We start from the raw sequence: 14,779 nt of genomic DNA, 5'->3' as shown, positions 1-14,779 counted from the left end.
TTTGAAGGGTGAAATATCATATTAGCTTCGTTAAAAATTTCTCATTTAGAACAACTAAATAGCAAAATTTTTGCCTTGCTACTAAAGCTATTTCCCCGCTTCAAAATAGCTCATTTACTTAATACAATTGGTATAAAAACGGCGCTGAGTAGCGCCGTTTTTGCGAGAGTTAATTTATCTAGTTGCTAGCACTTACCATTGGTAAGTTGCAGTTAATGCGATGTTTCGGAGACTGCCATAAGAGCATGATGTCGCGCCACATGAAGCGATAACCTTTTTGTCAGTTAGGTTACGTACGTTCAGTGCAAAGCGCCATTGTGCCAGATCGTAACTTGCCATGGCATCAAACAGGGTGTAACCCTCCACGGTTTTAGGTGCTTTTTCACCAGTACCTTTGTTACTTCCTGTGTAACGTGCACCTAAACCTACAGTGAAGTTGTCGGTAAGTTGGTAGTCACTCCAGATATTAAACTGATGCTTTGAAACGGCTTTATCCTGTTTGCCCACTTCGTCAGCAAGTCTTGGATCTAGACCACTTTCAGTGACATCCGCTTTTGGAATATAAGCGTAAGAAGCGGTTAAGTTCATTTTTTCAGTTGGTTGCACAAAGGCATCAAACTCTAAACCGCGCACAACGACGGCACCGGTTTGTTTGTAGCCAGCAGGTTCGGTTGTCCATACCCACTGAGTGAAGTCACTACGTTCAATCTCAAATACCGCTGCACTATAGCTTGAAGTTGAGTCCTTTGGTTGATAGCGCACACCGGTTTCGTATTGTTTACCTGTTTCAGGTGAGAAAGGGCGAGCGGTAGCAGGGTCAACATTGGTCGTCGGTGCAAAAGATTCAGAGTAGCTAAAATAAGGAGCTAAGCCGTTATCAGCTAAATAAACAACACCTGCGCGAGCACTAAATTCTCTGTCTGTACGCACTGATGTCGGGTCTACTTGGCCTTCTAGCGTCTCATTTTTTAGTTTTGCTTCATCCCAACGACCAGCCAAAGAAACGATGATCTTCTCATTAATTTTGATTTGGTCTTGGATATAAATACCAAACTGCTCTAGCTTGGAAATACCCTTGATGTTAGGTTCAGGCTGGATCACACTTGAGCCGTAAGTCGGGTTAAATATATCAAGATCAGCTAACACACCGCCGTAGCGCGCTCTCACTTCAATCTCAGTATCTTGATAATCGGCACCAATGAGTAAGGTATGCTCTACGTTACCGTGTGAAAATTGACCGATCAAATGCGTGTCGATAGTGGTGCCGCTGACTTCCTCTTTACTTGATAGTGGAGTACGGGCTAAGTAACGGAAGTTTTCAGGGTCATTTGGGTTATCAGCATTTTTTTGCGCCCATTTACCCCAAATGATGCCATAGTCAACGTCAAATTCCGCATAGCGTGCGTGTTGCTTGATTTGCCAGCTGTCATTGAAATGATACTCGCCTTTATAACCTACTACCCACTGTTCTTGGTTGTAGCGGTTGAAATCAGGCTCACCAATCAATGTTGAAAACGGGATTTGGCCGTTAGGGTTCGGTAAAATAGTACCTGTTGTTGGGTAGGCGTGCCAAGCAGCGCCAGACTCAATGTCGTAATACTGTGAGTAAAAGGTGATTTTCCCTTGGCTACTTGGTTGCCAAGTCATTGATAGGGCTAAGTAGTCGCGATCGTTTTCTAGTGGATCGGTACTCAAATCAGACTTTTTGGTTAAGCCTGTCACGCGATATAAATACTCGCTATCGTCGTCAATTGGACCTGACATATCAACGGCTAGTTGTTTGAGGCTGTTATTGCCAAGCTTGATCTGCAGCTCATTTTGCGAAAATGGCGTTGGCATTTTACTAACTAGGTTAACGACGCCACCTGGGCCATTTTGACCATATAATACTGAAGAGGGGCCTTTAAGAATTTCTATACGCTCCATACCGTAGCTTTCGGTCTGCCATAAACCCCAGTTACCACTGTTACGGATCTGTAGACCATCTTGGTAGAAACCAGGTGCATAAGCATCAAAGCCACGAATGTATAACCAATCGTATTGTGGTAAGTCACCCCAAGGTGCGGTATTTACACCTGCGGTATATGATAATGCTTCTGTCACACGCGTTGCGCCGATGGCTTCAATTTTGTCTGCGGTGACAACATTGATGGTTTGTGGCACCTCAATTATTGCAACATCGATTTTTGAGCCAGTTGCACTGCGGCGTGCATTGTAACCTTCAACCGGACCTGTTGCCGTTTCTTGGTCGGCATCAGCATTGACGGTAACCGCTTTTAGTTTGCTTGGCGAGTTACCTTCAGCATGTGCAGTTGATACCAGTGTTAAACCTAAAATGGCGGCAGCAATGGGTGATAGGGTTAACAATGGGGTTGAGCGTTGTTGTTTCACAAAGACTCCTTATTATTTTTGAGAAGCAGATTTATTTATGAGGTGATTGAGCAGAGCTTTTCTCAATCACCCGTTTTAGTTCGAGGCTAGTCCACTAGCGCCGTGTTATCAGTAACTTGAGGCGTTGATGTTTGTTTTAGTTGTTTAAGTACCTCACCAATTTCTTGGCTACGGACTGCCAAAATTGATAACAAGGTATCGCTCAGTCCATGGGAACTTTCGCATGCGCCTTGCAAGAAAATATTCGGTTTAAAGTCTTCCGTGCTTTGAATGCGGTAGTCGCGTCCTACGGTAAAGTCACCTAAGTATTTCGATAAAGGCGCCAATAGCGTTTTGTGCTGATCACGTACATAGCCTGTTGCTAGCACTACCGCATCGTAGGTACATACTTTAGTGTCGCCAGTTTTGCGGTTTGTGAGAGTTAAATGAATACCGTTTTCGTCCGCATCAACCGCCGCGACCTCTGTGCTTGAAAGGAAGCGATGACGATAGTGACTGCGTACTTTTTGTTCGTAAAATACACCATAAATTTGTTCGATAAGTGGTAAGTCAGGACAGGCGTAGTTGGTCTGGCGGTATTCTTTTAAGAAGGCTTCGCGCTCGATATCGGATTTAGAGAAAACCTTATCAGTATATTCTGCGTTGAAAATTTCATTTACAAATGGACTGTCGTCCGATGGCTTAATAGAGTTTGCACGAATAACAAAGTCGACTTGGTTATCATCTGCGCGGCCGTGTAAATCCATAAATATTTCGGCGGCACTTTGACCTGCGCCAATTACGGCAATTTTCTTAGCTGTGTTATTTGCTTCAATAGCGACTTTGTAATCATTACTGTGGAATACGCGAGTGTCGCCTGCCAGCTTTCTAAATTGTTTTGGTATATATCCACCGCCACCAATGCTTACGACTAGGTTATCTGTTTCGACGACTTTTTCACTGCCATCAACACCTCTAGAGTGCACTTGTAGTGCAACAACTTGCTCGTTTTCTATAATCGGTTGGACATCAAATACGGTTTCGCCATAGCTGGTTTGATCTTTAAAATGTGAAGCCGCCCAGGCTAAGTAGTCGTTAAATTCATGCCGGCTTGGGAAAAATGTCTGCAGGTTGATAAAGTCTGCTAAGCGGTTTTTTTGGTGCAAATAGTTAATAAACGTAAATTCACTTTTAGGATTACGAATAGTGACCAGATCTTTCAAAAAGGAAATTTGCATGTGGGTGTTTTCGAGCATCATATTTTTATGCCATGAAAACTCTGGCTGACGTTCCATAAACAAGGCATGGTTAGCCCAATCCGTTAGACCTTGCTCGCGAAGTGCGATTGCTAGTGCAATATTAGAAGGTCCGAAGCCAATACCTACTAATGAAAAGCGAGATGTGTTGTTCATACTTAATCCTCACAGTTACGGTCAGCTACTGCTATTGTCCTAGGGCCTGCTGAGCGTCAAGACCGACAGGGCGCTATTAATACCAATTAGTCTTAATACTTGCTCAATTTGAAGGAGCAAACCTGACGCTAACTGCGTTAAGAATTTCTCATTTAGAACAACTAAATAGAAAAACCTTCGCCTTGTTATCGACAAAATTTTCTCGCCTCAAAATAGATCACTTAATTAAGCAAATTGGTATGACTATCAGAAGCTCAACTAAAATTATGTTTTGGATTAGACGAGTGAGAATTTAATTTATTTAAATATTTATGAAATTAATTCGTATTTAAACTGTCTAACGAGATCCTTCGTCGTTTAGTGCTTAATCTCTGCCCGTTGCACTGTGTTAAAAAAGCTAAGTTCTGTCTATTTATCTATCTTCATAGCGCTATAACAAGGCGACACCCCGCTTAGCGCTATCTTGGTTTTTATTACTTGGTTTGCGTCACAAAGTTCAGTGAGTTAACGCCCGATTGTTGCGCCAGTGCCATAACCTCGACTATTTTTTCATAGGGAACTTTGGCAGCTCCTTGTAATTGGATCGGAGGCTGCGGTGATTGTGCGGCAACTTCCACTAAACGTTGTTGAAGTTGCGCGAGCGTAATGGCTTGCTGTTGCCATTGAATATCACCATTTGCTTGTACTATCAAAGAGACGCTGTCGGGCAATATCTCTGCGCTGGTTTCTTGCAAGGCTGCTTTGGGCAGCTCCACTTCAATAGACTGAGTGATCACAGGCATGGTGATAATAAAAATGATCAGCAATACCAACATAACATCCACAAGAGGTGTCATGTTTATTTCAGCCATGACCTCTTCGTCATCTTCAAACCCCTGACCAAACGCCATTATTTGCCTCCTACGGTCTTAAATACTGGGCGCTTTGCGTTTGCACTTGGTGCAGAGCCCATCAGTAAGAATGCATGTAATTCGTGAGCAAAGTGATTCAGGCGGTTCACGACGCGTTTGTTGCCCCGGGTGAGTGCGTTGTAACCCAATACCGCAGGGATAGCGACGGCAAGGCCAAAAGCGGTCATAATTAATGCTTCACCTACAGGACCTGCCACTTTGTCGATACTTGCTTGGCCACTAACGCCAATGCTGATCAGGGCATGGTAAATACCCCATACCGTGCCAAACAAGCCGATAAAGGGCGCGGTGGCACCAATGGAAGCAAGTATCGCTAAGTTACTCTGTAGTTCCGATTTACTTTCGTCAATAGAAGTCCGTAAGCTGGCTGTTAACCATTCAGCGATAGGTAAATTACCATGCAAATCTTCTTTGTGTTGTTCATGATGTGCCTTGGCATGCATGCCTTCGTTGACCAGTGAACTAAAGGGCGTTGCTTGGCCCGTTGGCGTTTCGAGTAATAAAATACCTGACTGCACATCTTGTGCGTGCCAAAACTGCTTGGAGCCAACAAGTGGCTGTTTTAATTTATAAAGCTTAATGCCTTTGATTAATATGACGCACCAAGTTGCGATTGACATAAACAGCAAACTAAACGCTACTGCTTTAATGACGATATCGCTTTGTGCCCACATGGCGGCGATTCCGTATGGGTTCTCCATGACTGTTCCTTATTTAATTTAATGCAAAATTGACAGGCTGTAGGTACCAATAACCGATCGCTTGTCCGTCTTGAGTTGCCGGTTGGTATTGCCAGTGTTTTACAGTTGCTTTTGCAGACTGATCTAGGCGACCGTGACCACTCGACTCATGTATTTCTATCTCAGAGACGCTGCCGTCCGCTTCAATATAAATTTTTAATAAGACTGTCCCTTGTTCTTTAAATTTACGGGATAATCTTGGGTAAATAGGTGCCGGATTGTTTAATGCATTAGCGTCACTCATGTGCGGCAATACAAGTCCTGGCGGTAAACTCGGATCCTGAGAAGTGGTGGCCGCCTCAGCTGTGTTACTAACATCTTTTTGTTCTGGTTGGACTGCGGAGCTGACTGGAGCAGGTTCTACAACAGGCTCAGGCTCTACAACAGGATCAGGCTCTACAACAGGCTCAGGCTCTACAACAGGTTCAGATTGCTGAACTGTGCTTTCCTTTGTTTGCGCTGGTAAGTTGATAAACTTGCCCTTAATACTTGAGTGCTGAGAAGATATTTCTATTGGCTCAGGTGTTGAGGTAGTTGTCCACGCAAAAGCAATGCCTCCGATATGAATAGCAATAACAAGGAAACATGAACTTAAGGACGCGACGTCAGGGGATTGCAGTCGCAAAGCTTTTGTGTGTGAGGTAGGCACAACTACGTACATCCGTTACTAATTTAAATGCAAATCGTTATTACTTTATTTTGTTTGTTACAAAAATACAAGAACCACATACTCAATTGTATGGGTATTTGCGCATGAGTTAGGCAAGTTCAGTCATATCGTTTGCGATAAAACAGAATAAATATCGTAGAAAAATCGCTCTGCGATTGAGTATCTTGGCAAGATAAGCGAAAATAGACGATTAACTGATATTCATAGCCTGAGTAGGGCAGAAAACAGTCCTCTGTACTGTACTCAAAATAAGAGAAGATTTTAACCGATGTCAAACGCTTCAATTCCTCAGGAAGTCTCAAAAAGACGGACTTTCGCGATTATTTCGCACCCGGATGCGGGTAAAACCACCATCACCGAAAAAGTACTTTTATTCGGAAAGGCGTTACAAAAAGCCGGTACGGTTAAAGGCCGTGGCTCAAACCAACACGCCAAATCTGACTGGATGGAAATGGAAAAAGAGCGTGGTATCTCGGTAACAACTTCTGTGATGCAGTTTCCATACAATGATGCCTTAGTAAACTTACTAGATACTCCGGGACACGAAGACTTCTCTGAAGATACTTATCGTACGCTCACCGCTGTTGACTCGTGCTTGATGGTAATCGATGCAGCAAAAGGTGTAGAAGACCGTACTCGTAAATTAATGGAAGTAACGCGCTTACGTGACACGCCAATTGTTACCTTTATGAACAAATTGGACCGTGATATTCGTGACCCAATGGAGCTACTTGATGAAGTAGAAACCGAGCTGAACATCATGTGTGCGCCGGTGACTTGGCCAATTGGCTGTGGTAAAGAATTTAAAGGTGTTTATCACATTCACCGTGATGAAACGATTTTGTACCAAACTGGTCAAGGTCATACGATCCAAGACAAACGCGTGATCAAAGGGCTAGATAACAGCGAGCTTGACGCCGCCGTGGGTGAAAGCCTTGCGGAACAACTTCGAGAAGAGCTTGAGTTAGTTATGGGTGCCTCGCACGAGTTTGACCGTGAATTGTTTTTAACTGGCGAATTAACTCCTGTATTCTTTGGTACGGCACTTGGTAACTTCGGTGTTGACCACATGCTTGACGGATTAACCGAGTGGGCGCCAACGCCACTGCCGCGTCAAACTGATGAGCGTGAAGTAAAAGCCGATGAAGAAAAGTTCTCTGGTTTCGTGTTTAAAATCCAAGCAAACATGGATCCAAAACACCGCGACCGTATCGCCTTTATGCGTATTGTATCTGGTAAATATAGCCAGGGCATGAAGATGAACCACGTGCGCCTTGGTAAACAAGTCAGTATCGCAGATGCAGTAACCTTTATGGCGGGTGACCGTGAGCGTGCTCAAGAAGCGTTCGCGGGTGATATTATCGGTCTACATAACCACGGTACTATTCAAATTGGTGATACCTTCACACAAGGTGAAACGCTTAAATTTAGTGGTATTCCAAACTTTGCGCCTGAGCTATTCCGTCGCATTCGCCTAAGAGATCCACTGAAGCAAAAACAGCTCCTTAAAGGGTTGGTACAGCTTTCTGAAGAAGGTGCAGTACAGGTATTTAGACCACTTATCAATAACGACCTGATTGTAGGTGCGGTTGGGGTGCTACAGTTTGATGTGGTTGTGGCACGTTTAAAGTCTGAATACAACGTTGATGCAATTTACGAGAGCGTAACGGTTCAAACCGCGCGTTGGGTAAGCTGTGATGACGAGAAGAAAATGGCAGAGTTCCGCCGCAAGTGCGAGCAAAACTTGGCACTAGATGGTGGTGATAACCTAACTTATATCGCACCAAGCCGCGTAAACCTGAACCTATCGATGGAACGTTACCCTGACGTGAAGTTCCATGAAACTCGTGAACACTAATCGCTGCGCATTAAAGGAAAACAGATGAACATCAAAAGTATTTTAATTGAAAAAGCCAATGCTGCGATGCAAGCGGCTGGTATCCCTGAAGGTACAAACCCTGCGGTAACACAAAGCACGCGTCCACAGTTTGGTGACTATCAAATTAACGGTGCGATGAGGGCTGCTAAAGCACTAAAAACTAACCCAAGAGAGCTTGCGCAGAAGATCATCGATAATCTAGACGTTGCCGAACTTGCTGAAAAAACAGAAATCGCAGGCCCTGGTTTTATTAATATTCACCTCAAGCCTGAGTTTTTAGCCACAAGCCTAGAAGCGGCAAATAATGATGCCAAACTAGGTGTTGCTGAACATGCTACACCTGACAAAGTTGTGGTCGACTTTTCTTCGCCAAACCTTGCTAAAGAGATGCACGTAGGTCACCTGCGCTCAACTATTATTGGTGATGCCGTAGTGCGTGCCCTTGAGTTCCGTGGTGACACTGTTATTCGCCAAAACCATATGGGTGACTGGGGTACCCAGTTTGGTATGTTGATAGCACACCTTGAAGATTTGCTGAACCAAGGTGTTGACCTTGAAAACGTCGCCCTTGCGGATCTTGAAAGCTTTTATCGTGATGCCAAAAAGCGCTTTGACGACGAAGCTGGTTTTGCCGATAAAGCCCGTGATTACGTAGTAAAACTACAAGGCGGTGATGCGCATTGTAAGAAGCTATGGGAAATGTTTATCGACACCTCAGTTAAACATTCTGAAGAAGTATACGGTAAACTAAACGTGACGCTTACGCGTGATGATATCATGGCAGAAAGTGCTTACAACGACCGTCTTACTGGCGTGATTGAGCTGCTAAAAGAGAAAGGCATTGCGGTTGAAGATCAGGGCGCTCAAGTTGTATTTCTTGACGAATTGGCAAATAAAGACGGTGAACCTTCCGTATTTATCGTGCAAAAATCAGGTGGTGGTTTCTTATATTCGACGACTGATTTAGCAGCCTGTGATTACCGCTCAAATGAGCTAGATGTTGATCGTATCCTAATTTTTGTTGATGCGCGTCAGGGCTTACATTTCAACCAAGTTGAGATCACAGCACGTAAAGCGGGTCTTTTAAAAGACAAAACTAGCTACGAGCCAAGCCTGTTCGGTACAATGATGGGTAACGACGGCAAACCGTTTAAAACTCGTACTGGCGGTACGGTGAAGTTATCAGACTTACTTGATGAAGCGGTGAGTCGTGCGACAGAAAAGCTTGCTGATAGAGCCTCTGACCTATCTGATGAAGCACGCCAAGAAATAGCACGTAAAGTGGGTATTGGTGCGGTGAAGTACGCCGATCTGTCAAAACACAGAACCAGTGATTATATCTTTAACTGGGATACGATGCTGAGTTTTGAAGGAGCCACAGCGCCATATTTGCAGTACGCCTATACTCGTGTTCGTAGTATTTTCCGTAAGGCAAACATGGATAGCGCCAGCCTAACTGGTTGCATTCAAATTCAAGCACCGCAGGAAAAGGCACTTGCACTTAAACTGCTGCAACTTGAAGAAGTACTTGATCTGATGATCAGCGAAGCAACGCCACACGTATTATGTAGTTATTTATATGAGCTCGCGAGCTTGTATATGACATTCTATGAAGCGTGCCCAATTTTGAAAGATGATGTAGCAGCAGACGTCCGTGAAAGTCGTCTAGTGTTATGTAATCTGGTTGCTAACTCACTGAAAACCGGCCTAGATTTGCTTGGTATTGAAGTGATGGAGCAAATGTAAGTTCGTTTTAACTTGCATTAAGGTATACTAAAAGCCGCTTTATAGCGGCTTTTTTTGTTAAGGAAATTGTGATGAAACTTGAAGACATTCGCAGAGAATATACCAAAGACGGTTTACGTCGTGAGATGCTAAAAGACACACCCGTTGCGCAGTTTGAAACCTGGTTGCAGCAGGCGATTGATGCCAAGTTTACTGACCCAACTGCGATGGTTGTTGCTACGGTTGACGAGCATGGTCAGCCGTCTCAACGCATTGTTTTACTCAAGCATGTAGACGAGGACGGTTTTGTCTTCTTTACCAATACCGGTTCACGCAAAGCGCAAGAATTAAAGCAAAACAACAAGATATGCTTACACTTTCCATGGCATGAAATTGAGCGTCAGGTTATCGTGTACGGTGAAGCTATTCCGTTACCAACCAGTCGTGTTGCCAAGTATTTCTTATCACGACCAAAAGAAAGTCAGCTTGCAGCGTGGGCGTCTCAGCAATCGCGCCCTGTGTCATCTCGCCAAGCCTTGATGCAAACCTTTAGTAGCATGAAAGACAAGTTCGCTAAAGGCGAAATCCCACTACCTGATTTTTGGGGCGGTTATTGCGTGGAACCGACTAAAGTTGAGTTTTGGCAAGGTGGAGAACACCGTCTTCACGATCGCTTTATGTATGTCAAGCAAGCCGACGGCAGTTGGGAAATTGAGCGGCTCAATCCATAAATTCGCCTTTATAGATAGTCACTGTCACCTCGACTTTAACGAGTTGGCAGATGACTTAGCTACGCATATTAAAGCTGCCCACAGCAATGGTGTTGAACGCTTCGTGGTGCCCGGCGTTACCCTTAAGCAGTCTCTTGAGCTTATTGAGTTTCAAGCACATCATCCTCAATGTGAAATCGCCGCGGGGTTACATCCTTATTTTATTGGCGAACATCGGGACGACGATATGACTGCGTTGGTCGAGCATGTCATACACAATCGTACCCAACTGTGTGCGATAGGAGAGTGCGGCATTGATACAACCTGTGATGCGCTTGAACGGCAAATTGCACTGTTTGAAGCGCATATTGCACTGAGTAATCAAGTAAAGCTTCCGCTAATCGTCCATCACCGTAAAAGTCATCATTTAATTGCCGCTGCGTTTAAACGTGTTAAACCACGGTATGGTGGGGTGATCCACGCCTTTTCAGGTTCAAAACAGCAGGCTGAATATTATATCGGTCAGGGTTTTAAGCTCGGAGTAGGTGGCACAATCACCTACCCAAGAGGCGAGAAAACAGCGCAGGTAATATCACAGTTGCCGCTTGAAAGTCTTGTATTGGAAACCGATGCGCCGTCGATGCCGTTACATGGTTATCAAGGGAAGCCGAACTCTCCCAAGCGAGTCGTCCAAGTATTTGACAGGCTTTGTGAATATCGAAGCGAAACACCAAGCGAGCTTGTCTCAGCGCTCTATCGAAATACCACACAGTTGTTTGGCTTGAGCTAAATTGATGATGTCGAGATAAATCTCGACCTACGAGTCAATATCATAAATGGGATATAAACTCATACCTATCAGCAATAGATAACCCGTGTAGGAGCCGGTTCACCCTGCGATCTTGATGCTTTTACCGCGATACAAAACCATACCTACCAGCAATAGAAAAGCAGGTGTAGGAGCTGGTTCACCCGGCTATCTTTATGCAGTTACCGCGATATAAAACCATACTTACCAGCAATAGAAAAATAGGTGTAGGAGCCGGTTCACCCGGCGATCTTTACGCAGTTACCGCGATATAAAACCATACTTAGCAGCAATAGAAAAGCAGGTGTAGGAGCCGGTTTACCCGGCGATCTTTATGCTTTTCTGGCATAGCATTAAAGCTACTTAAGCCAATTGCTGATTAATAATTGAGATCACCTCATCAGCGTATTGGTGAATAAAAAAGTGCCCACCGGCAAATTCGGTAAGCTGATATGGCTGTGTCGTTAGCTCTTGCCAAGCTGCAATATGCTCATCTACTATCTCGTCATCGCTGCCATGAAATACATGAATGGGAAGCGGTAAGGCTCGTTGCTCTGCGACATAGGTATCTGCGATTTTAAAATCCGCGCGTAGCAAAGGGATAAGTAGCTCCATCAATTCTTTGCTTTCGAGCACTTCTTTTGGCGTGCCATTTAAGTCACGAAGCTCAGCGATAAATTCATCGTGTGGCAAAGCATGCAAGATACGTTTACCGGACTTGCAATGTGGCGCGCGGCTTGCGGATGCGAATATTTTTTGAGGCGTTGGTAAGTTTTCTAGGAGTAATTGAGAAGCCAAAGCGTAAGAAATACGACTGCCCAAGCTGTGACCAAAAAATGCAAATGGCTTGCTGGTAAGATAGTCACGGTAAAACATCAGCTCTTCAATTACATCGGACATGTTATCTATGGCTGGCTCTACGAGACGGGCGCCACGCCCAGGAAGCTGAACAAAAACGAGTTCAATATTGTCATTTGCTTTTTCGATCCAAGATGAAAATATAGTGGGAGAGCCACCAGCATATGGGAAGCAAAATAACCTAAGTTCGGCATTTGGATTTGGTTTTGGGGTAACAAAAAGCTTGCTGTTCATATCCTTTGTCATTAATTCTTATTTTATGTTGGTTGTTATATTATCAATTTATTTACACAGCTAACAGCGTTAGCCTTGTTCTAATTTATTACTACTTTTGTCTGGCGCTGGTAGCATTTTTACTTTCTTGCGAATTTTACGTTTTACTTCCCAGCGTTTTAATGCCCGTCCTATTTGCCATGTGAACACCATTGTGATCACTAGCATCAGCAAAACGACTCGTCCAAGTTCGTGGAAATGCGAGTGGCTTTGTGACATGGCAGCTTCTGTTAAATAGACCATATTGACGAACCCAAGAGGCTGTCCGGTGGGCGTATAAACGGGTTCAGAAATAATACTCTTGGTTTTACTGAGTCCCGGTAAGGTTTGAGGTAGCTGCTGATAATCTGTGGGTGAGGAATTTCCGTCGCTCCCCACAACAAAGCGCCCTTGATAATCATAAATCGCAACTTGAAGTACAAAGTCATCGCCAGCGAGGTGATTTGCCAGAGCGCTCAGCCTTGGCGTATCACTACGAGAAAGAGGCAATGCCACATTTTTTGCGAGCTGCTTGGTGAGGCTTCTTGCAGTAAGATCTGCACCGTTATGGAGCAAGCGATGAGATTCAAAACTGGTATTAAACGCAAGCCATGTCACCATGATCAGGCAAGCCGCAGCAATACATAAACGAAATAATCTGCGTCCTCTGGTCGAGTTTAACACTTCTAATACATGTAAATTTTTCATATTTATCGCATATTGCCCGCTTTTGCTAAGGTCCAGTGCTGACAGCTTAGCGCAATCATGTTAAAAATCGGCTTAACGCTATCAAGGAGCAACTTATGTCGTCAATCATTCAATTCGCTAATAGTGAACTAAACACACCAATTCAGGAATACATGGCGCTAGCGCGCTGGTATAGCTACCAAGGTAACACAAGCCTCACTCAAGTAAATCAACTACCTGAGACGACGACTCAATCAATATGCTTTTTTGGCCCAAATATAGAATTACAACACCTTGTAGAAGTTGCTAAATTTCTTCGAACATTTGCTATCGAGCAGGCTTATTTTACGGCATATCAACCTCATGAACAGCTCCCCGTTGCTTTAGGTATTCGCTTTAATGCATCGCAATTGCCGAGTAAGGCTGAGGTAAGAAATTTTGCCAAAAGCATTAATACGCAAGGTGCGGTGATAACACAAGCACCTACTCTAGAAGAGCCGGGGCTACTTGTGATGGACATGGACTCCACCGCAATTCAAATTGAATGTATTGACGAAATTGCTCGATTGGCCGACCGATATGACGAAGTGGCTTCTGTCACCGCACAGGCGATGGCGGGTGCACTCTCTTTTTCTGAAAGCCTACATCGCCGCGTTGCGTCACTCTCTGGCGTACCGTTATCACAAATTCAATCATTAAAAGAAAACTTACCGCTAATGCTCGGCATAGAACTGTTGTGTCAGGCGCTCAAGCAGCATCACTGGCACCTTGCCATCGCTTCGGGTGGCTTTACATGGTTTGCAGAATCATTGATTGAGCCACTCCAACTAGACGCTGTATTTGCTAATACTCTAGAGGTGGAAAATGAGCAGCTTACCGGCAAAGTGCAAGGTGATATCGTAGATGCCGACAAAAAGGCGGAAGTGCTAGGTCAACTTGCAACCCAGTATGCGATCCCAATGACTCAAACTGTTGCCATAGGTGATGGCGCAAATGACTTAGTAATGATGGCAAAAGCCCAACTAGGTGTGGCGATCCATGGTAAGCCAAAAGTGGTAGAAAATGCCGACGCGGCGGTTTGTGAAGGGTCTTTGCTACAACTGTTATATTTGCTAAGTGTGCCGAAATAATATGCGCGATGAGACGTACCATGGAAGGTGATTTCTTCAGTTATTCGAGACTATGAGTTAAGTCAGTCCGCGTTTCTGGCAGGCTTCGAGGCCCATCCATGGGTCACGAACTACTTTTCTTTGATGCCCAAAGAATCGTTGCGTAAAAGAAAGGGCTGTTCCTCTTTACCTGAAAATCATACTTCTCGGCAGGTGAACTGCCTCCCACAAAACTATTTGCACCGTGAGTTAGGAGGCTATGCTGATAGTTTATTTTAGCTGTTACAAACAACTTACTTGCTGAAATCGTAGAAGATCTTACAAGCAACTTTATTCCCCCTCCATCACACCCGAAAAGCATAAGCCGATATGCAATGTGCCGACAGGATGTCGGCCAAGTCTTGTCAGGTATCATGGACGTGCCTTACAAGACGGTTGCGATACCAATTGTATTAGGTAAATGAGCCATTTGAAGCGGAGAAATAGCTTTAGTAGCTAGGCAAAAATTTTGCTATTTAGTTGCTCTAAATGAGAAATTTTTAACGACGCTAATATGGTATTTCACCCTTCAAATTGATTGGAGACTTAGTGCAATTGGTATTATATATCGGCTTAAGGTTTGAGGATTAAGTGTGATGTTGGGGCGAC

Annotated in this window: 12 protein-coding genes; 5 read left to right on the top strand and 7 right to left on the bottom strand. The window is 44.2% G+C overall.

What is annotated here, in order from left to right; translation table 11 throughout:
- Positions 1-192: 192 nt before the first annotated feature.
- The 5 genes from CWC29_RS12660 to CWC29_RS24100 form a co-directional block, all read right to left on the bottom strand.
- Positions 193-2,391: a TonB-dependent siderophore receptor gene (locus CWC29_RS12660; protein ID WP_138524975.1), complete on the bottom strand. Its 2,199-nt coding sequence runs from the start codon at positions 2,389-2,391 to the stop codon at positions 193-195.
- Positions 2,392-2,477: 86 nt separating this feature from the next.
- Positions 2,478-3,782 (bottom strand): lysine N(6)-hydroxylase/L-ornithine N(5)-oxygenase family protein, encoded by a 1,305-nt coding sequence (locus CWC29_RS12655; protein ID WP_128726731.1) that lies wholly within the window; start codon positions 3,780-3,782, stop codon positions 2,478-2,480.
- A gap of 473 nt (positions 3,783-4,255) precedes the next feature.
- Positions 4,256-4,672, bottom strand: coding sequence for an ExbD/TolR family protein (locus CWC29_RS12650; RefSeq protein ID WP_128726730.1), 417 nt, complete (start codon positions 4,670-4,672; stop codon positions 4,256-4,258).
- The gene (locus CWC29_RS12645) at positions 4,672-5,394 is read right to left on the bottom strand and encodes a MotA/TolQ/ExbB proton channel family protein (protein ID WP_128726729.1); all 723 of its coding nucleotides are present in this window, start codon (positions 5,392-5,394) and stop codon (positions 4,672-4,674) included. Before CWC29_RS12645 ends, CWC29_RS12650 begins: the two co-directional genes overlap by 1 nt.
- A gap of 13 nt (positions 5,395-5,407) precedes the next feature.
- On the bottom strand, positions 5,408-6,082 hold the full coding sequence (locus tag CWC29_RS24100) for an energy transducer TonB (RefSeq protein WP_167815429.1): 675 nt from the start codon (positions 6,080-6,082) through the stop codon (positions 5,408-5,410).
- Between the two features lie 289 nt (positions 6,083-6,371).
- Between CWC29_RS24100 and prfC the strand changes: the two genes are divergently transcribed.
- The 4 genes from prfC (at position 6,372) to CWC29_RS12620 (ending at position 11,207) form a co-directional block, all read left to right on the top strand.
- On the top strand, positions 6,372-7,961 hold the full coding sequence (gene prfC / locus CWC29_RS12635; RefSeq protein WP_128726727.1) for a peptide chain release factor 3: 1,590 nt from the start codon (positions 6,372-6,374) through the stop codon (positions 7,959-7,961).
- Between the two features lie 24 nt (positions 7,962-7,985).
- Positions 7,986-9,728 (top strand): arginine--tRNA ligase, encoded by a 1,743-nt coding sequence (argS, locus tag CWC29_RS12630; RefSeq protein WP_138525028.1) that lies wholly within the window; start codon positions 7,986-7,988, stop codon positions 9,726-9,728.
- A 68-nt stretch (positions 9,729-9,796) separates the two neighbouring features.
- A complete protein-coding gene (gene pdxH, locus CWC29_RS12625; RefSeq protein WP_205125730.1) occupies positions 9,797-10,438 on the top strand; it encodes a pyridoxamine 5'-phosphate oxidase in 642 nt (213 codons plus the stop codon).
- Positions 10,389-11,207 carry a TatD family hydrolase gene (locus CWC29_RS12620; RefSeq protein ID WP_128726724.1) on the top strand — a complete coding sequence of 273 codons (819 nt, stop codon included), beginning with the start codon at positions 10,389-10,391 and terminating at the stop codon, positions 11,205-11,207. The genes pdxH and CWC29_RS12620 overlap by 50 nt, the downstream gene beginning before the upstream one ends.
- A gap of 381 nt (positions 11,208-11,588) precedes the next feature.
- Here the strand turns inward: CWC29_RS12620 and CWC29_RS12615 are convergent, their stop codons facing one another.
- Together CWC29_RS12615 and CWC29_RS12610 are read right to left on the bottom strand one after the other, a co-directional pair.
- Entirely contained in the window at positions 11,589-12,317 is a 729-nt protein-coding gene (locus CWC29_RS12615; protein WP_138522852.1) for a thioesterase II family protein, read from the bottom strand.
- 69 nt (positions 12,318-12,386) lie between these two features.
- On the bottom strand, positions 12,387-13,043 hold the full coding sequence (locus CWC29_RS12610; RefSeq protein WP_128726721.1) for an AhpA/YtjB family protein: 657 nt from the start codon (positions 13,041-13,043) through the stop codon (positions 12,387-12,389).
- A 95-nt stretch (positions 13,044-13,138) separates the two neighbouring features.
- Here CWC29_RS12610 and serB point away from each other — a divergent pair, with 95 nt between their 5' ends.
- Complete coding sequence (gene serB / locus CWC29_RS12605; protein WP_167815428.1) at positions 13,139-14,152, top strand: phosphoserine phosphatase SerB; 1,014 nt, start codon at positions 13,139-13,141, stop codon at positions 14,150-14,152.
- Positions 14,153-14,779: the final 627 nt, after the last annotated feature.

The organism is Pseudoalteromonas galatheae, assembly GCF_005886105.2.
Taxonomy (GTDB): domain Bacteria; phylum Pseudomonadota; class Gammaproteobacteria; order Enterobacterales; family Alteromonadaceae; genus Pseudoalteromonas; species Pseudoalteromonas galatheae.
Note: the sequence above shows the minus strand (reverse complement) of the source record. Positions and strands in the feature narration are given on the sequence as shown.